Annotated in this window: 13 protein-coding genes, 5 pseudogenes, 1 riboswitch and 1 other annotated feature; of the genes and pseudogenes, 10 read left to right on the top strand and 8 right to left on the bottom strand. The window is 40.3% G+C overall.

Annotation, left to right across the window (positions count from 1 at the left end; all coding sequences use genetic code 11):
- Window positions 1–67 precede the first annotated feature (67 nt).
- From M44_RS29535 to M44_RS13445, 3 genes and pseudogenes are all read right to left on the bottom strand, one after another.
- A pseudogene (locus tag M44_RS29535) lies at window positions 68–874 on the bottom strand (ABC transporter permease).
- A pseudogene (locus tag M44_RS23205) lies at window positions 855–1612 on the bottom strand (ABC transporter ATP-binding protein). Before M44_RS23205 ends, M44_RS29535 begins: the two co-directional pseudogenes overlap by 20 nt.
- A complete protein-coding gene (locus tag M44_RS13445) occupies window positions 1609–2610 on the bottom strand; it encodes an ABC transporter substrate-binding protein (protein WP_010174428.1) in 1002 nt (333 codons plus the stop codon). The pseudogene M44_RS23205 and the gene M44_RS13445 overlap by 4 nt, the downstream one beginning before the upstream one ends.
- Window positions 2611–2891: 281 nt before the next feature.
- On the opposite strand from M44_RS13445, the gene M44_RS13440 reads away from it, so the two are divergent.
- Entirely contained in the window at window positions 2892–3704 is an 813-nt protein-coding gene (locus M44_RS13440) for an alpha/beta hydrolase family protein (RefSeq protein WP_010174426.1), read from the top strand.
- 16 nt (window positions 3705–3720) lie between these two features.
- Window positions 3721–3963, top strand: coding sequence for a DUF2584 domain-containing protein (locus M44_RS13435; protein ID WP_010174424.1), 243 nt, complete (start codon window positions 3721–3723; stop codon window positions 3961–3963).
- Window positions 3964–4403: 440 nt separating this feature from the next.
- On the opposite strand, the pseudogene pckA reads toward M44_RS13435, so the two are convergent.
- Window positions 4404–5991: pseudogene (gene pckA / locus M44_RS23200) on the bottom strand (phosphoenolpyruvate carboxykinase (ATP)).
- A 294-nt stretch (window positions 5992–6285) separates the two neighbouring features.
- Window positions 6286–6399, top strand: a riboswitch (SAM riboswitch).
- 248 nt (window positions 6400–6647) lie between these two features.
- Between pckA and metK the strand changes: the two are divergent.
- Window positions 6648–7847, top strand: a complete 1200-nt coding sequence (gene metK, locus M44_RS13425) for a methionine adenosyltransferase (protein WP_010174418.1) — start codon at window positions 6648–6650, stop codon at window positions 7845–7847.
- Between the two features lie 42 nt (window positions 7848–7889).
- Here the strand turns inward: metK and megL are convergent, their stop codons facing one another.
- Together megL and M44_RS13415 are read right to left on the bottom strand one after the other, a co-directional pair.
- On the bottom strand, window positions 7890–9095 hold the full coding sequence (megL, locus tag M44_RS13420) for a methionine gamma-lyase (protein WP_010174416.1): 1206 nt from the start codon (window positions 9093–9095) through the stop codon (window positions 7890–7892).
- A 78-nt stretch (window positions 9096–9173) separates the two neighbouring features.
- Complete coding sequence (locus tag M44_RS13415; RefSeq protein ID WP_010174415.1) at window positions 9174–9692, bottom strand: gamma carbonic anhydrase; 519 nt, start codon at window positions 9690–9692, stop codon at window positions 9174–9176.
- A 67-nt stretch (window positions 9693–9759) separates the two neighbouring features.
- Between M44_RS13415 and M44_RS13410 the strand changes: the two genes are divergently transcribed.
- The 3 genes and pseudogenes from M44_RS13410 (at window position 9760) to M44_RS13400 (ending at window position 12730) form a co-directional block, all read left to right on the top strand.
- Window positions 9760–10578, top strand: a complete 819-nt coding sequence (locus M44_RS13410) for an alpha/beta hydrolase (protein WP_010174413.1) — start codon at window positions 9760–9762, stop codon at window positions 10576–10578.
- Window positions 10579–10582: 4 nt separating this feature from the next.
- Window positions 10583–11660: pseudogene (locus M44_RS23195) on the top strand (tetraprenyl-beta-curcumene synthase family protein).
- A gap of 68 nt (window positions 11661–11728) precedes the next feature.
- The gene (locus M44_RS13400) at window positions 11729–12730 is read left to right on the top strand and encodes an LLM class flavin-dependent oxidoreductase (RefSeq protein WP_010174406.1); all 1002 of its coding nucleotides are present in this window, start codon (window positions 11729–11731) and stop codon (window positions 12728–12730) included.
- A gap of 34 nt (window positions 12731–12764) precedes the next feature.
- Here M44_RS13400 and mnmM read toward each other — a convergent pair whose 3' ends face one another.
- On the bottom strand, window positions 12765–13337 hold the full coding sequence (gene mnmM / locus M44_RS13395; protein ID WP_010174404.1) for a tRNA 5-(aminomethyl)-2-thiouridylate-methyltransferase MnmM: 573 nt from the start codon (window positions 13335–13337) through the stop codon (window positions 12765–12767).
- Window positions 13334–14296 carry a tRNA modification radical SAM protein MnmL/YtqA gene (gene mnmL, locus M44_RS13390; RefSeq protein ID WP_010174402.1) on the bottom strand — a complete coding sequence of 321 codons (963 nt, stop codon included), beginning with the start codon at window positions 14294–14296 and terminating at the stop codon, window positions 13334–13336. The genes mnmM and mnmL overlap by 4 nt, the downstream gene beginning before the upstream one ends.
- 166 nt (window positions 14297–14462) lie before the next feature.
- On the opposite strand from mnmL, the gene M44_RS13385 reads away from it, so the two are divergent.
- The 4 genes and pseudogenes from M44_RS13385 to leuS all read left to right on the top strand — a co-directional run bounded on the left by M44_RS13385 (window position 14463) and on the right by leuS (window position 19739).
- The gene (locus tag M44_RS13385; protein ID WP_010174400.1) at window positions 14463–14732 is read left to right on the top strand and encodes a YtzC family protein; all 270 of its coding nucleotides are present in this window, start codon (window positions 14463–14465) and stop codon (window positions 14730–14732) included.
- A gap of 15 nt (window positions 14733–14747) precedes the next feature.
- Window positions 14748–14924: a hypothetical protein gene (locus tag M44_RS13380; protein WP_010174398.1), complete on the top strand. Its 177-nt coding sequence runs from the start codon at window positions 14748–14750 to the stop codon at window positions 14922–14924.
- Between the two features lie 637 nt (window positions 14925–15561).
- Window positions 15562–16752, top strand: coding sequence for an MDR family MFS transporter (locus tag M44_RS13375; RefSeq protein WP_010174397.1), 1191 nt, complete (start codon window positions 15562–15564; stop codon window positions 16750–16752).
- A 253-nt stretch (window positions 16753–17005) separates the two neighbouring features.
- Window positions 17006–17254 (top strand) — a binding site (T-box leader).
- Between the two features lie 77 nt (window positions 17255–17331).
- Window positions 17332–19739 (top strand): annotated as a pseudogene (leuS, locus tag M44_RS23190) (leucine--tRNA ligase).
- The last annotated feature ends 13 nt before the right edge of the window (window positions 19740–19752 follow it).

Below are 19752 nucleotides of genomic sequence, written 5' to 3'. Positions count from 1 at the left end.
GAAAGATGATGTTATAAAATTTTCCTATCAACAATTAAAAAACATTGCCCTTGTATAGGACAATGCACTATGACTGATAATGTTTCATCAGCCTCTTTTCTGTCATCTCTACTAGTTTATACATAATGGTTGCAAATACAGCAATCATAAGGAGAGAAAGCAGCACAAGGGTGAAATTAAACACTTGGAAACCGTAAATGATCATGTAGCCAAGTCCTTGTTTTGCCACAAGAAATTCCCCTACAATAACCCCTACCCATGACAACCCCACATTCACCTTTAATGTAGAAACAATTGTAGGGAATGATGCAGGTAAAATGGCTTGAGAGAATAGTTGATGTTTTGTAGCACCAAAGGTTTTTAACACTTTTGTATAATTTTCATCCACGCTCTTAAAAGCAGAATAAATAACAATGGTTGTGATAATTAAAGATATCAAGGTACCCATTGCTATAATACTTGTAAACCTGGACCAAGAGCAACAATTAAAATGGGACCTAACGCAACTTTGGGCATGGCGTTTAAGATAACAAGATAGGGATCTAACACTTTTGATAAGGTAGGAGACCACCAAAGAATAGCGGCAAAAAGGGTGCCAAGTAAAGTTCCTAATAGGAATCCACCAATGGTTTCGAAGACAGTAACATATACATGTTGAACTAGGGTCCCATCCAATAGCTTTTCAAATAATAGGGAAAAGATGCTAGAAGGTGAACTAAAGATGAGTGGGTCAATCCATCTCATATAACTAGCCCCTTCCCACAGACTAAAAAATAACAACAAAAATCAGAACCTGATAGAACAAAACCTTTCGCTTTTCCTTCTGCAAGCTTGAGAGATACTGTTGGTGTAACTCATGTAGATTTTGTTTCAAGCTGTTCCATCTCCTTCCATACTATTTGAAAAAGGAAGGAAACTCACGATGATTTCTTGCTTCGAATGGAGTAAGGTCTTTTAAAGTGTCAGGAATGACAAACTCTTTATGAAGCCTACCTGGATTGGGAGAGAATAAAAACACACGGTCACTCATCGCAATGCTTTCCCCAATATCATGTGTAACCAATATAGCAGTTTTTCCGTACTCCTTTAGTAAATCTACTACTAAATTTTCTAGCTTTAGTTTTGTTTGATAATCAAGCGCAGAAAATGGTTCATCCAAGAGTAGGATAGAAGGTTGAACAACTAGCGTCCGTACAAGAGCTGCTCGCTGCCTCATTCCACCTGAGAGCTGATAAGGATAAAGGTCTTTCGTATGGAGTAAGTCTACTTCTTTTAATAGTCGGTGGGCTAACTCCTCATCCGCCTTCTCTATGCTTCCTTTAAGGGATAAGCCAAGTAAAATGTTTTCATTTATCGTTTTCCATGGGAACAAATAGTCATGTTGAAGCATATAGCCGGTAATTCCTTTGTTCGAAACGTATTTCACATGTCCTTCCGTTGGCTTGATTAGTCCTGCTATGATAGAAAGGAGTGTGGTTTTCCCACACCCGCTCGGTCCGATGAACGATACAAACTCCCCTTCTTGAATAGAAAGTGAAACATCTTTTAATGCAAGAGTAGTTTGCTGCTTTGTCACATAGGCATGTGAAATGTGATCAAGTGTTACCATCATTCGCTCATCACTTGCTTCGCAATCTCTGTATTAACTAACGTTGAATGATCTACCCGTTCTGGAAGTTCCCCTGCTTCATCCATTATATTTTGAAGGTTCTCCCATTCTTCCATATCTAGTATTGGATTAGTGGCATAAGAATCTTGCTTCTTATAGCGTTCTACGACCGTTTTAATTAACTCTAAATCTGTATCCTCAAAGTAAGGAGAAATAACTTCAGCGATTTCTCTTGGTGAATGAGTTTCTACCCACACCTGCGCTTTGTAGATGGCTCGTGTAAACTTTTTAGCCGTCTCACCCTCTCCAATGAAGCTTTCCTTTGCCATGAACGTTGTATACGGTATGTGACCAGATTCCTCTCCAAACGATGCCACTATATGCCCTTTGCCTTCCAGTTCAAAAATAGAAGCCGTTGGTTCAAATAATTGTACGTAGTCACCTGTTCCAGAAGCAAAAGCAGTGGAGATGTTTGCATAATCTACATTTTGAATAAGAGTTAAATCATTCTGCGGGTCAATTCCATTCTGCTTTAACACATATTCTCCCGCCATTTGCGGCATCCCACCCTTACGTTGACCAAGGAATGTAGAGCCTTTCAAGTCTTCCCAAGTGAATGAGTCAACAGGATTTCGAGATACCAGAAACGTTCCATCGGTTTGAGTTAATTGAGCAAAGTTAATCACAGGATCTGCCGCTCCTTGGGCATGAACATAAATAGACGTTTCAGATCCAACGAGAGCAACATCTGCACCATCCGAAAGCAACGTGGTCATCGTTTTATCGCCACCAGGAGTGGTAATCAACTCGACAAGAAGTCCCTCTTCCTCGAAAAACCCTTGCTCTAACGCAACGTATTGTGGAGCGTAAAATATACTTCGTGTCACTTCTGCTACAACAATTTCTTCTGCATTATTATTTGTGGACTGACAAGCATATAGAGTAAAACTAACCATAGCAACCATACTGAAGAACATCATTAATTTCATGAATTTTTTCATATGCAGGCACCTCTAATTTTCAAGTTAGAATATGATATGATGGGGTGGAAAAATGTGTGAGTGCCTAGGTGTTATATAAAGATGTTTCAGATGCAGAATTCAAAATATTTGAAGAGAAAATAATCTTTTTGCCAATCTTTTAATTGTAGGTTGTGACTGGTACAAGCAAATATAAATAATTGATTGAGAAGATAATAGGGTAAGGTAAAGCATAACACCAATGCTTTTTAAACATCGGATTGGATTAAAAATGTCGAACGGAACGAAAGGAAACGCTTATCATGACTGAGAGTGCCATTTTAAATAAATTACCATTCCCCTCACCGAATCCAAATGTCTTACTGTTTTTGTTTACATATGAGAGTAAAGGACTAAAGATGAAAGGCTTATTAGCGGAGCCAAAATGTGAAGGGGAGTATGACGGATTTTTATACTTGCGTGGTGGTATAAAAGGTGTTGGAAAAGTAAGACCGGCTAGAATCGCTCAATTTGCTTCAAAAGGGTTTATAGTGTTTGCTCCTTTTTACAGAGGCAATCAAGGGGGAGAGGGCAATGAAGACTTCGGCGGGGAAGATCGATATGATGCAATCGGTGCCTATGATTTGTTGGAAGGATACGATAGGGTCTACCAGAAGAGAGTTCATGTTTTTGGTTTTTCCCGCGGAGGCATAATGGCTCTCTTTGTTGCGATCTATCGTCCCCAAGTGACTTCAATTGTCACATGGGGTGGAGTATCAGATATGTTCCTTACGTATGTAGAGCGGAAGGATCTTAGAAGAATGTTAAAGAGGGTTGTAGGGGGGACACCAAAAAACTCTCCAGAAAGCTATGAATATCGCACACCATTATTTGAATTAGAAGGAATACAGTCTCCCACATTAATTATTCACGGAGTAAATGATAGGAATGTATCCATTGATCATGCCTATCGTCTCGAAAATAGACTGAAGGCTTTAGAAAAGCCTGTTGAAAGTTGGTACTTTAATGAGTACACTCATTACTTTCCTCCTCTTGTGAACCGAAACGTCGTAAAAGAATTAAGCTTGTGGATGAAAAAGCAAAAGACACGTGATACGATAGCTGTAATAGAATAGGTAGGAGGAGAAAGAAATGGGTATGAAATTAGAGCTAAATACCATGATCGTGACAAAAGGAAATGAAACACGCGAAGAGGAAAACGTGTTTCGCTTAGTAAAGGATGAGTATAGAATTTATCCCATTGATATTCCGATTGAGGTAAGAAAAACAAAAGAGAGCGATGCAAATGGAATTGCATATGTGAAGAAGCTTCAGTGGGAAAATGACCAAACCATTATTTATTATGAGTTAGTGAAGTTACATACAACAAATTAAAAAGTGAGCGTGATGTAAAGCCAACGGAAATGGTAACTTTCGTTGGCTTTTTGTTTGAATGAAAGGGGCGACGGTAGCTTGGAAAGCTATCTTCATTAGTCGGCTGAACCTTGAATTCTTAATTAGAGTCTATATAGCAAAGATAGTGGACTATTCGAGCATTTATATAGAACTCGAGCACTTGACAGTCGTTTTCGAGCTCAGATGTGATTGATTCGAGCGCTTCTCAGAAAAATTCGATCAGAAGTAAGGGGAATTCGAGTAACCCACAAGAAGTTTACAAGCAATAAACCAAAAAACGAAAAACATAGCCAATAATCTTCTCGTGGCTACTGCATTAACTACAAACCAAAGGTACCAATTCTTCAAAACCCACGAAAATAAAAAACCAGCTCTCACATAGGTGAGAACTGGGTCATAGCTAAACTATAATACGGTCCTTACAAAACAGGTCCGCCTAATTTTTCAATCTCTTCGGCAACGTTTTTGAATTTTTTGAAGTTATCTTTGAACTTTGTCGCTAGTTCTTTTGCTTTTTGTTCATAAGCGGAAGAATCATTCCACGTTTTAACCGGTTGAAGAACTTCATCAGGTACACCTGGAACATGTAATGGGATAGACAGACCAAAGATGTCGTCTTGAATCGTTTCTACGTTTGTTAATTCACCTTCAAGGGCAGCTTGGACCATGGAACGTGTATATTTCAGCTTCATTCTGTTTCCTACGCCGTATTCTCCACCAGTCCAGCCTGTGTTCACTAAGTATACTTGTACTTCATGCTCATCAATTTTTTGTCCTAGCATTTCTGCATAAACTTGTGCAGGTAATGGTAGGAACGGAGAACCAAAGCATGTAGAGAATGTTGCTTCAGGAGACGTTACGCCGCGCTCAGTTCCTGCAAGCTTAGATGTGTATCCACTTAGGAAGTGATACATAGCTTGTTCTTTTGATAGCTTGCTGATTGGAGGTAGAACCCCAAATGCGTCAGCTGTTAAGAAAATAATGGTCGTAGGGTGACCAGCGATGCTTGGCATCACAATATTATCAATGGCGTCGATAGAGTACGCCGCACGTGTATTTTCAGTTAAGGTGTTGTCTTCATAGATTGGTAATCTTGTATCTTCATCCACCATAACGTTTTCAAGTACGGAACCAAAACGAATGGCATCGTAGATTTGTGGTTCTTTTTCACGAGATAGACCAATACATTTTGCATAACATCCACCTTCAATGTTGAATACCCCTGTTGAAGACCAACCGTGCTCATCATCCCCGATTAAGCGGCGGTTTGGATCAGCGGATAGTGTAGTTTTTCCTGTTCCTGAAAGACCGAAGAACAAGGCAACATCGCCTTCAAAGCCAACGTTAGCTGAACAATGCATAGATAGGACATCTTGTTCTGGTAAAAGGAAGTTCATAACAGAAAAAAATGGATTTTTTCATTTCTCCTGCATATTCAGTACCTCCGATTAGGACAGTTCTACGTTCAAATGATATAATAATAAAGGTCTCTGAATTTGTACCATCTATAGCGGGATCCGCTTTGAAATTTGGTGCGGAAATCACTGTGAATTCTGATTGATGATCATTTAATTCTTCATTTGTTGGAGTGATAAATAATTGTTGAGCAAATAGGTTATGCCATGCATACTCATTGATTACTTGAATAGGAAGTTGATGTTTTTTGTCTGCACCTGCAAAACCTTTAAATAGGAATACTTCATCTTTTTCTTGCAAGTAATCTACTACTTTATCATAAAGCTTTTCAAAAGCTTCTGGAGAAATCGGTTGATTGACAGAACCCCAGTCAATTTTATCTTTTGTTGATCGATCCTCGACGATAAATTTATCTTGAGGAGAACGTCCAGTGTACTTTCCTGTTTCAGCTCGAACAGCACCGGTAGCCGTTAAAATACCTTCTTCACGGTTTAGAACTTTCTCAACTAATTGAGGAACTGAAAGTTGAACACGCATATTATCTCCCTGTAGTAACTTTGTCAACTCACTAGACATACCCACTGAATTCATTTCAAACCCTTCCTTTGTTCGATATTTTATCTTTTTCCTAAATCTCACAAATAGTATAACACATTAAACTAAATAGTCTATACTAATTATGTTTATTTTCGTATATTTTCTTTAATACGCAAAAATTCTGTCAATATTCTTCTATAATATATTACGTTCATGGTGAATGGGTTATCGAGAAAGAGGCATGTATGATTCGTAACTTATAATAAAGTAAATTAATTTTCCTTTTAAATGAAGATAGTAATTGACAGATTTTCATTGTTTCAGTTAATATTGTACCTTGAACGGATACTCTTATCCTGAGCTGGTGGAGGGACAGGCCCAATGAAACCCAGCAACCTGCTAATTATTATACTATCATTAGAGAAGGTGCTAACCTGCAAGGAAATCCTTGGTCGATAAGAGTGAAAGGCGAGAGAGTACATTCAAACCCTTTCCTTTTAGAGTATGAAGTGGAAGGGTTTTTCTTATGCTTATAATCATAAGATTTGTTCACTCGGCCAATTAGTAGTTAGTAAAAATTTGAGTAAATTACCCCTGTTTAATCTATACTACTTAGGGAATGAGTACCGTGAAGACCATAGACGCAGAGGCGAGACTTTTGAATACATAAACCAGATCGCGATATGCTCTTATATAAGGGAGGAATTATCATGTCCAAAAAACGTCATTTATTTACTTCTGAGTCAGTAACAGAAGGGCATCCAGATAAAATCTGTGATCAAATTTCTGACAGCATCTTGGATGCAATCTTAGCAAAGGATCCTAACGCACGTGTAGCTTGTGAAACATCTGTTACGACTGGTTTAGTCCTAGTTTCAGGTGAAATTACAACGAACACATACGTTGATATTCCGAAAATTGTACGTGATACAGTTAAAGGGATCGGCTATACTCGTGCTAAATATGGTTTCGATGCTGAAACTTGTGCTGTTCTTACATCGATCGATGAGCAATCTGCTGACATCGCAATGGGTGTTGACCAAGCGCTTGAAGCTCGTGAAGGTCAAATGACAGAAGAAGAAATTGAAGCAATTGGTGCTGGTGACCAAGGTTTAATGTTCGGGTATGCTTGTAATGAAACAAAAGAGCTTATGCCTTTACCAATTTCACTTGCTCACAAGCTTGCTCGCCGTTTAACTGAAGTACGTAAAGAAGAAATCTTACCTTACCTTCGTCCAGATGGTAAAACTCAAGTTACAGTAGAGTATGATGAAAACGATCAACCAGTTCGTATTGATACAATCGTTATTTCTACTCAACATCATCCAGAAGTTACACTTGAGCAAATTCAACGTAATCTTAAAGAATACGTTATTGATCCTGTTGTTCCGAAAGAACTAATTGACAGTGAAACAAAATACTTCATTAATCCAACAGGACGCTTCGTAATCGGCGGGCCTCAAGGGGATGCTGGATTAACAGGTCGTAAGATTATCGTAGATACGTACGGTGGTTATGCTCGTCACGGTGGTGGTGCGTTCTCTGGTAAGGATGCAACAAAAGTTGACCGTTCAGCAGCGTATGCAGCTCGTTATGTAGCTAAGAACATTGTAGCAGCTGGTCTTGCAGACAAGTGTGAAGTTCAACTAGCTTATGCGATTGGTGTTGCGAAGCCTGTATCTATTTCCATTGATACATTTGGAACTAGCACATACTCAGAAGACGTATTAATTGACGCAGTTAGCGATAACTTCGACTTGCGTCCAGCGGGTATCATCAAGATGCTAGACTTACGTCGTCCAATCTATAAGCAAACAGCAGCGTATGGTCACTTTGGTCGTAACGATCTTGATCTACCATGGGAGCGTACAGATAAAGCAGAAGTGCTAACTGCATCTGTTTCTAAATAAAAGTAACAAAGAGGTGCATTTTACATGCACCTCTTTGTTGTTTTATACCATTTTACTTGCTTCTAATGTTTTGGAAAGAGCTTGCTCTAAATCACGGCATAAGTCGTCCCCATGCTCAAGACCAACAGACAACCGCAGGAGTCCGTCCGTTATTCCCATTATTAATCTATTTTCTTCTGGCACTACAGCATGTGTCATGGTTGCAGGATGTTGAATTAACGTTTCGGCATCACCAAGACTCACAGCAATTTGAATCAGTTGGAGCGAATCCATTAGCTTCTGCGCCATTTCTTTCCCACCCCTTATGGTAAAAGAAAGGAGTCCTCCTGGCTTTTTCATTTGCTGTTTGGCAATCCCATAATCCGGATGGTCTGGATCTCCTGGATAGTAAATTTTATCAATTAGCTCATGCTGCTTTAAAAATGAAAAGACTTTTGCCGCATTTTCAGTGTGGCGATCCATTCTTATGGCTAATGTTTTTAATCCTCTTAATAACAACCACGCATCAAAAGGAGATAGAATACCTCCAATGTCCTTTTGCGTCGTTTTTTGGATAGTCGTCATAATGTCTTTGTTTCCAACCGCAATTCCTGCTACCACATCACCATGCCCACCAATGTATTTCGTAGCGCTATGAATGACAAGGTCACAGCCTAAAGCTAATGGTTGCTGTAAATAGGGACTTGAAAACGTATTATCTACCACAACAGGAATGGAATATTCCTTTGCAATACCTGATAGTAATGTCAAATCTATCACTTGCATCGTAGGATTAATTGGCGTTTCCACATAAATACATGTTGTAGTTGGTAAGATCCTTTTTCTAATTTCCTCTTCTGTGTCAAGATTTGAGAAATCGTGGCCTATACCATATTTCTCTTGCATGAATTGAAGAAGACCAAACGTACAACCATATACCCCTTTTGAGCACAGAATGTGATCTCCTGATTTTGTTAAGGCTAAAAGAACAGCCGAAACAGCTGCCATCCCAGAACTAAAGGCCAAGGCTTGATCCCCTTTTTCAAGCTCGGCCATTCGTTCTTCTAGGATCTTAACAGTTGGATTACTTAATCTAGAATAAATATACCCCTCTTGTTCTCCCGAGAATCGTTCTTCCCCTTGCTTTGCGTTTGCAAAAGCAAATGTAGAAGATGGATAAATAGGAGGCGTTAAACTATCATGGTGGTCTCTTGATGAATAACCATGATGAATGACGCTTGTTTCAAACTGAACATCCCCATTGTTCATAGGATCACTCTCCCTTTATGAGTGTAACCGCTTACATTTTAACATATAAATGAAGACTTTGGGAAAAATAATAAAAAATTATTTCGGATATTGAAGTGACTTATAGTATTGTGCCTTTTCCTCATACTCTCGAACAATGCGCTCCATATCCTTTTTATCTTCTTCTGTAAGTTCTCGAACTACCTTTGCAGGTCGACCTAATGCAAGTGTATGGGGTGGAATTTTTTTGCCGGGTGGTACAAGGCTGCCTGCTCCAACAAATGCGCCTTCTCCAACTTCAGCTCCATCTAATACGATTGAGCCCATGCCAATTAGGGAATGCTTTCTAAGAATACAGCTATGAAGAATGGCACTATGGCCTACAGTGACCTCATCTTCTATGATTAGTGGTCGGTTAGGACTTTGATGTAAGACACTATTATCTTGAATGTTGACTCGATTCCCAATAATCGTTGGAGAGACATCTCCTCTAATAACGGTGTTAAACCAAATCGAAGTCGCTTCTCCAATGGAAACATCACCTGTGATTGTCACATGGTCAGCGATGAAGGCAGATGGATGAATAGCTGGGGTGAAATCATGATAAGGATAAATCATAGCATAAGCTCCTTTACTCGTTAGTCTCATCCATTTTAACAAAATAGGAGTAAGGAGGTAGAATGATTTGTATATTTTTCAATCCTATACAGATTCTCCAAAAGGCGTACTCGTATTAATCCATGGAGCGATGGAATACCATGGTCGATATAAATGGACCATTGAACGATTCAGAGAAGAAGGGTATACGGTCGTTGCAGGAGACCTCCCAGGACACGGAACCTCTTCTAGGAGATTTAGGGGCCACATTGATTCGTTTGATGAATATTTAATGGAAGTTGAGGATTGGGTAGGACATGCTCTTCAGTATGAGCTTCCTACGTTTCTATTTGGCCATAGTATGGGAGGCTTGGTTGCCGTCCGATACTTACAAAAAGAAAACAAACCAATTCAAGGTGTCATTTTATCATCGCCTGGTTTAGGACTTTTAGCTGGACCCCCTATGTCTCTCAACTTATTGTCCTATCCATTAAATCTTCTTTCACCTAAAATGAAATTTAAGGCGAAAATTATGCCAGGTAGCATAACGAGAGACAGGGACCGGCAAGATTCTGACTTAAACGATTCATTATACTTAACAAAGGTGTCTGTAAGGTGGTACCGAGAGTTGAAAAGTGCAGTGGGAAAAGCATTTGATGAAATAAAAGATTTTCCTGACCTTCCTGTTTTGGTCTTACAAGGCGATGATGATAAACTAGTAGATAAAGAAAAAGTGTACGACTGGTTTCAAGCACTGTCCGTTTCAGATAAGCACTATAAAAGCTGGAAGAAATGTTACCATGAGCTTCTTAGTGAACCTGAAAAAGAACAGGTGGTAACCGTCGTAAAGCATTTTCTAGACTGTCATTGTGAATTGTTCACAATTGAATCGAATAAAATGGGGTGAGAAAATGGGCGTTCCTACAGAGCCGTTCATGTTAATGACCAAAGTATATCGGAAAGTATTCCCGATTGTTCACAAGGAATTAGAATTTTGGAAAGAGCGTGCAGAACAAATTCCAGATTCAGAATTAAGGCAGCAAGCATTAACAAGCATCGAGCATAAAACATTTCATTGTGAGGGTGGGGCTATTCTCGGTCTTCTATCAGACAGTGAAATCGATGGAGTAGTCAAATTTATTGTGGCTTATCAGACGATTAGTGACTATTTAGATAATCTTTGCGATCGCAGTGTCTCCCTAGACCCCAATGATTTCGCTGCGCTTCACGAATCCATGATGGACAGTTTAACTGTAGATGCCCCCTTACGAGACTATTACCGATACCGAGAGACGAACGGGGACGGAGAATACTTAGCCGATTTAGTTAAAACTTGCCAGCACTTATTAAAAGAAATGAAGCATTACCCGTCGATAAAGACGTTTTTATTAGAGCTATGTCAATATTATTGTGATTTACAAATACATAAGCATGTGAAGTTAGAAGAGAGAGAAGAGAGGTTAGTCAATTGGTTTGAGCAGCATCGCCATCAGCTTCCAACAATGGACTGGCATGAATTTTCTGCATGCTCTGGTTCTACTCTAGGGATTTTCTGTCTCGTATCCTATGCCCATCGTGAGGATTATGAACCGATGCACGGAGACTTAATCAAAGAGGGATATTTTCCTTATATCCAAGGACTTCATATTTTACTTGATTATTTTTATTGATCAAGAGGAAGACCTTTTAGAAGGAGATTTAAACTTTTGTGAATATTACCAAAGTGAGGAAGAGCTTTTTACGAGACTTCTTCATTTTTTACAAGAAGCCGATAAAAGAACCGATAAATTGCCTGATCGCCATTTCCATAAGCTTATTAACAGGGGGTTACTGGGGGTATATCTTTCAGATGAAAAAGTGTGGAATAATCCATCCCTCCGCAAGCTAGCATTTAAAATGATACGCTCAAGTGGACTTGTTAGTATGTTCTTTTATGCAAATGGTGTGATGTATAGAAATGTGAGGAGAACATTCAAAAAAGTCGGCTGAGCACTTTCATTTTAAAACTCTTCATCCTGTATTAAGATAAGGGACATCAATAGAGTGGAAGGGGATTTGTGGTGAAACTAAGTGTATTAGACCAGTCACCAATTAGCCAGGGGATGTCTGCAAAAGAATCGTTAGCCAATACTGTAACGTTAGCGCAGCATGTAGAAAAATTAGGATACTCTCGATTTTGGGTATCGGAGCATCATGATGCAACAGGACTTGCTGGGTCATCTCCAGAAGTCTTAATTAGTCATCTAGCTGCTAAAACTGATCGTATTCGTGTAGGTTCTGGGGGCATTATGTTACCTCATTACAGTGCCTATAAAGTAGCTGAGAATTTTAAAGTTCTTGAAGGTCTCACAGAAAATCGAATTGATTTAGGGTTAGGTAGAGCTCCAGGTGGAATGCCATTAGCCTCAATGGCTCTAGCAGATGGAGCTAGAAAAGACATTCGAAATTACCCTAATCAAATTAATGATTTACTTGGGTATTTACATGATAATCTACCAGAGGATCATCCATATCGAGGATTAAAGGCAACACCACAATTAGATACGGCACCGGAAGTATGGATACTTGGTTCAAGCCCATCTAGTGCGGAGGTTGCGGCTGAGAAGGGATTACCCTACACATTCGCTCAGTTTATTAACGGAGAAGGTGGTCCAAGTTACGCGAGACATTATCGTGAAAACTTTAAACCATCCGCTTATCTAGATTCTCCTAAGACCATGCCTGCCATTTTTACCATTTGTGCAGCTACGGATGAAGAAGCCAATAGAATCGCATCAAGTATTGATTTATCCATTTTAATGCTTGAACAAGGTATGAAATCAACTGGAACACCAAGTCCAGAGCAAGCAGCAGCCTATAACTATAGCACATATGAACTTCTTCGTATAAAAGAGAATCGTAAACGTATGGTTGTCGGAAGCCCATCCTCTGTTCGTCAGCAGCTTGAAGAGTTAAGTCAAGCCTACCAAGCAGAAGAAATCATGCTTGTGACCATTACGTACAGTTTTGAAGATAAGTTGAAGAGTTTCGAGTTAATCGCAAACGAATTTAATTTATGAAAATAAAAAGCTTGAGGACACTGGCCTCAAGCTTTTACCTTTTTTCAATAGCGACGATAAAGGGAGGGTGATTTTGTTGATTGATGAACTGATATCGAAGAACATGAGCCATTTTTTGATCAAGGTTTTCTACATAAGTTAAAAGCTTGTCACGTTCTTCTTTTCCTTCATCATGACCGTGATAAATGACCAGCACAATGACTCCTTCTGGAGACATAATGGAAAGTAATGATTCAATGGCTTGAATTGTTGTATTCGCAGTGGTTACAATGCGTTTATCACCGCCAGGTAGGTAGCCTAAATTAAAGATGGCTCCCTTTACATTCCCGTGAACATCTGCCGGTACAGCATCTTTTACATGTTCATGTCCACGGTGAATTAATGTAACCCCTTCGGTAATGCCGGATTTCTTTAACTGCATTCTAGTACTGTCTATTGCTTCGTTTTGTATATCAAAGGCAAATACATGTCCTTCCTCTCCCACAAGCTGTGCAAGATAGAGAGTGTCATGACCATTTCCCATAGTGGCATCTATGACAATATCTCCTTTGTCTACAGCACTCTGTAAAAGATCACGTGCAAAAGGAAGAATTCTCTTTAACTTCATACGTTTTGCTCAATCCTTACATAGTTTTTTCCTTGGTAGCTGTCTCGTCTTTTTAACTCGGCATCAATATCATTTAATACGGACCACTTGTTCACACTCCACATCGGTCCTACCATCAGGTCAATCGGCCCATCACCCGTAATACGATGAACGATCATTTCAGGAGGCAAAATTTCTAATTGATCACAAACGAGATTCACATAATCCTCTTGTGTTAAAAATTCTAGCATTCCTTTTTCGTACTGCTTCACCATCGGCGTACCTTTTAAAAGATGAAGTAAGTGTATTTTAATCCCCTGAACATCTAATTTACTCACTTCTCGTGCAGTCTCCATCATCATATCCCGGTCTTCAAGAGGTAGACCATTAATGATATGAGAACACACTCGAATTCCGTGCTTTCTTAATTTGTTAACGCCTTCTACATAGGTTTCGTAATCATGTGCACGATTAATAATACGTGCGGTCTTTTCATGAACGGTCTGTAAACCAAGCTCGACCCAAAGGTATGTGCGTTCATTTAATTCTGCTAAATACTCCACAACATCATCAGGTAGACAATCCGGTCTAGTAGCGATGGACAATCCTACAACACCCTCTTGTTGTAAAACAGCTTCATACTTTTCGCGTAAAACATCCACAGGGGCATGGGTATTGGTAAACGCTTGAAAGTACGCCATATATTTTCCGTCTTTCCATTTCTCATGCATTCTTGAGCGTATATCATGAAATTGGGTAATAATATCGTCTGCACGGTTACCTGCAAAGTCACCAGAACCAGCAGCTGAACAGAACGTGCATCCACCGTGAGCTACAGTTCCATCTCGGTTTGGGCAATCAAAGCCGCCGTCTAGCGCAACTTTAAACACCTTATGCCCGAAATGTCCTCGCAGATGATAATTCCATGTATGATAACGTTTATGGTCCGAAGCAAATAAAAAAGGTTTTGGTTGAGACATTCGAGTCGCCTCCGCTTCTGAAATTCAATAAGCTCTATTTTACCATGAATTTCTGTAAAAATCGTTGCCCCTCTTAATAAGTACAATATTACCATCATTGTTTTTGACGAAGCAGTGAATACTAGTACGTGAAGCCCCTAGCTTCAGTAGGAAAGGGAGGATGTAAATGGCGACACGTCAATCAGTAGAAGAATGCCTACAACAGTGTGAAGACGCAATTCGCTATGCGCAACAACAATATGAGGCAGGTTCCAAACAAGAGCACTATCATGACCAAGAATATTCCGATTCGATGCAGATGCTCGAAACGTCTGTGAATTCACTTTTACACCTAGTGGATAGTGCTAACCATCAACAACGTGAACAGCTTCACCGTATGCGCCTTCAGGTAGAGCATCTACAAAACGAAATGATACTTCTGAATCACGACCGATAAGGAGGAGTCCATAGGATGACTACGAAACGTTCAAAACAAAACAACCCAGAGCAAAAAACAAGAGGAGCAGGACGAAACCTTGATACCGAGTTCGGAGAAGAATACAACCCAGTCAAAGCCTCAAAAAAGAAGTACGAGCAAAAGGGAAGCCAGGCTGTAAAATCCAAGCAGCATGTGGAAAATCCAGATTAAGATGTATGAGCTGTCCGGTTGGGCGGCTTTTTTGGGTATGGGTCGGTCTATTAATTCGAAAAGGTGCCAGGACCTTAAGCGTACCTGCCCGGTATAAAAGAAACCCCGCCCACTATTGGTAAAATAAAGCCCAGCCCCAAATGGGAAACTATAAAAATACCCACTAGGATGGAGATTGAGCCCGGTGAAGGGAAAAAAGCGCCCACTTATAAAAGAAATCCGCCCACTAGCAAAGGTACGTCGCCCGGTGCCGTGAAGAGAGAGTGTAAAATTAAAAGGGGTGCCCGGAGCTTGAGAGTACCCGCCCACTTTAAAGGAAAACCCGCCCACTAAGGGTAAAATAAAGCCCAGCCCCAAATGGGAAACTAAAAAACCCGCCCACTAGCAAAGGTACGTCGCCCGGTACCCTGAAGAGAGAGTGTTAAATTAAATAGGGGTGCCCGGACCTTGAGTGTACCCGCCCACTTTGCGTAAAATAAAACCGAGTCAAAAATCCACTAACACTCCACTCAATTCTCAACCTTCACTGCCAAAAAAACTTACAATTCAAAACACATGTATATCCATTGCGCATTGTGATAAAAACCTCTACAATTAGTACGGTTCTCGAAATTTACGGAAGAGGAGCGTATTTTTTATGCCAAAATCATTGTGGCTATTGGTAATTGGAATGATGGTAAATGTTACGGGTGCATCGTTTCTTTGGCCACTAAACACCATATACATTCATGACCATTTGGGACAAACGTTATCAATGGCAGGAATTGTACTTATGTTAAACGCAGGAGCAAGTGTCATTGGAAATTTAATTGGTGGGTCTCTGTTTGATCGAATTGGTGGGTATCGCTCTATTCTTCTTGGAATTGGGATTACCTTAATTGCCCTCATTGGAATGAATTTTTGGCATGGATGGCCTCATTATATAATCTTTTTAACTATTGTTGGGTTTGGATCTGGAATTGTGTTCCCTTCCATGTACGCAATGGCAGGTTCTGTTTGGAAAGAGGGAGGACGCCGAGCATTTAATGCTATCTACGTGGCCCAAAATGTTGGGGTTGCTCTAGGTGCCGCTCTTGGTGGACTAGTCGCAAGCTTTTCATTTGAATGGATCTTTTTAGCCAATCTATCGATGTATGGTGTTTTCCTATTCATTGCGGTAATTGGTTACCGAAACATTGAAATTAGTAGTACTCAAACGGCATCCGTATTAGATTCAACCTCAACGGGAATTGTAAAGGAACGCTTAACAGCTTTATTAATTCTATGTGGAGCCTATTTGCTGTGTTGGGTTGGCTACGTACAATGGCAAACAACTATTGCAACGTATACACAAGAATTATCTATCTCACTAAGCCAATATAGCCTTCTTTGGACAGTGAACGGAGCGCTTATCGTACTGGGGCAGCCATTTATCAAGCCACTTGTAAAACGCTTTGAAAACAATTTGAAAAAACAAATCATTATTGGAATTAGTATTTTCATAGTTTCCTATATTATTACAGCTCAGGCTACTGTATTTACAGCGTTCGTAGCGGCAATGGTTATTTTAACCGTTGGTGAAATGTTAGTTTGGCCAGCCGTTCCCACGATTGCAAATCAATTAGCCCCAAAGGGTCGTGAAGGTTTTTATCAAGGGATTGTAAATAGTACCGCAACTGGTGGGCGTATGATCGGTCCATTACTAGGTGGTATCCTAGTTGATTTATATGGAATGAGCGTTTTATTCTATGCACTTATCGGATTGTTAATTATCAGCATCACACTAACGGTATTATACGACCGCCTTCTAAAGAGGGAAGAATCGTTAACAGTAAGTGTGTTGAAATAGATTACTAGCATATGCAGGGTCCCTCTAGTAGGGGCTTTTTTTTGTCCATGTAAAATTGGGTTGAAAAATAGATGAAACGCAGGTCACCTCCAAATGCGCGCAAGCTCCAGTCTAAAAAGCGCACAATCCCCAATCCCCTATCCCGCCGCAGACACCCTCCCCAATAAACTCAAAAATCATTCCCTCAAAAAATCCCTCACACATCACTTGCAACTTCCCTCAATTTTGCATACAATAAGACCAACTACATAGTAAGTAAGCGTCTAAGAAGGAGTAGTAGTGAATTCTTTCCCTTAAAGAGAGTTGACGGATGGTGCAAGTCAACGGGATTCTTCATGAACTCGCCTATCGAGCTTGAATGCATGAACCAACCCTACCAAAGTAGTAGTGCATTCCGTTTGTTCGCGATAAGAACCTAATGAGCCGAGTGCAAGGAGCTATAAGCCATGCACTAATTTGGGTGGTACCGCGGGAGATTACATATGACACTCTCGTCCCATTTTTACCGATGGGACGGGAGTTTTTTATGTTTAAAAAGCTCTTTGGACCGACTTACAATGATGAATAGGAGGAAAATTCATGAGCTTTCAACACAAAGATATCGAACAAAAATGGCAGCACTATTGGGAAACCAATAAGACATTCAAAACGACAGAAGATAAGGAAAAACCTAAGTTCTATGCACTAGATATGTTTCCATATCCATCAGGTGCGGGTCTTCACGTAGGACATCCAGAAGGGTATACGGCTACGGATATTCTTTCTAGAATGAAGAGAATGCAGGGATATAACGTTCTACATCCAATGGGGTGGGATGCGTTTGGATTACCGGCTGAGCAATATGCACTGGACACTGGGAATGATCCAGCAGAATTCACGAAATTAAATGTAGATAACTTTCGTCGTCAAATAAAGGCGCTAGGGTTTTCTTACGACTGGGATCGTGAAGTCAATACAACAGATCCATCTTATTACAAGTGGACACAATGGATTTTTACTAAGCTATATGAAAAGACTTAGCTTATGTGGATGAAGTGGCTGTGAACTGGTGTCCTGCTCTAGGTACAGTTCTTGCCAATGAAGAAGTGGTAGACGGTGTGAGTGAGCGTGGGGGTCACCCTGTTGAGCGGCGTCCGATGAAGCAGTGGATGCTTCGTATCACGGCGTATGCAGATAGACTTCTAGATGATCTGGATCTAGTTGATTGGCCAGAAAGCATAAAAGATATGCAACGTAACTGGATTGGTCGTTCAGAAGGGGCAGAAGTGAATTTTACAATTGAAGGAACGGATCAATCGTTTGATGTATTCACCACACGCCCGGATACGCTGTTTGGTGCAACGTATGCTGTCCTTGCTCCTGAGCATCCACTAGTTGATACAATTACATCACCTGAGCAAAAAGAAGCAGTGAAAGCGTACATTGATTCTATTAAGTCTAAAAGTGATCTAGAGCGTACAGATCTGGCAAAAGAGAAAACAGGTGTTTTCACAGGCGCGTATGCGGTAAATCCAGCAAACGGAGAGAAGATGCCAATTTGGATTGCGGATTATGTGTTAATGAGCTACGGTTCTGGAGCGATTATGGCGGTTCCTGCACATGATGAGCGTGATTATGAATTTGCTAAACAATTTGACCTGAAAATCGTTGAAGTTGTATCAGGTGGAGACGTTGAGAAGGAAGCATTCACTGGAGATGGTGAGCATGTTAATTCTGATTTACTAAACGGATTAAATAAAGAAGAAGGAATTGAAAAAGCGATTGCTTGGCTAGAAGAGAAAGGTATTGGAACGAAGAAAGTAACGTATCGTTTACGTGATTGGTTGTTCTCTCGTCAGCGTTACTGGGGAGAGCCTATTCCTGTTATTCACTGGGAAGACGGCACGATGACGACTGTTCCAGCATCTGAGCTTCCGCTGGTTCTTCCTAAAACAACGGAAATTAAACCATCTGGAACGGGAGAGTCTCCACTAGCAAACATTGAAGAATGGGTGAACGTAGTGGATCCTGAGACTGGGAAAAAAGGTCGCCGTGAAACAAACACGATGCCGCAGTGGGCGGGTAGCTGCTGGTATTATCTACGCTATATTGATCCAACGAACGAAGAGTACTTGGCTGCTCCTGAAAAGCTTGATGAGTGGCTTCCTGTTGATATGTATATTGGAGGAGCAGAGCATGCCGTTCTTCACTTACTTTATGCTCGTTTCTGGCACAAATTCCTTTACGATATTGGCGTAGTCCCAACAAAAGAGCCATTCCAAAAGCTTTTCAACCAAGGAATGATTCTAGGGGAAAACAATGAGAAAATGAGTAAATCAAAAGGAAATGTTGTGAATCCAGATGATATCGTTGAAAGCCATGGCGCCGATACACTTCGTCTATACGAAATGTTTATGGGACCACTTGAAGCTTCCATTGCATGGTCTACAACTGGCCTAGATGGATCAAGACGTTTCCTAGACCGTATATGGCGTTTGTTTATCACAGAAGATGGCACAGTGAGTGAAAAAGTTCAAGCTACTGCGGATGCATCATTAGATAAAACGTATCACCAAACGGTTAAAAAGGTGACGGAAGATTATGAGGGGCTTCGCTTTAATACAGCAATTTCTCAGCTGATGGTCTTTATAAATGATGCTTACAAAGCAGAAGCTATTTCAAAAGATTACGTCGAAGGCTTCATTAAGCTTCTTTCTCCTATTGCACCTCACCTTGCAGAAGAGCTTTGGAACAAACTTGGATACTCAGAAAGCATCTCTTACGCTGCATGGCCAACATTTGATGAGTCTAAGCTTGTAGATAATGAAGTGGAAATTGTAGTTCAAGTGAACGGAAAGGTTCGTTCTAAACTGATGGTTCCTCGTGAAGCTACAAGAGATGAGCTTGAAAAGCTTGGATTAGAAGAAGTTGCGAGTCAAATAGAAGGCAAGACGGTTCGCAAAGTGATTGCTGTACCAGGTAAGCTTGTGAATATTGTTGCGAACTAAACAATAAAAAAGA

Origin of the sequence: Bacillus coahuilensis m4-4 (assembly GCF_000171615.1) — a bacterium.
Lineage (GTDB): Bacteria > Bacillota > Bacilli > Bacillales > Bacillaceae_K > Bacillus_T > Bacillus_T coahuilensis.
This window is presented reverse-complemented; position numbering and strand designations above follow the sequence as displayed.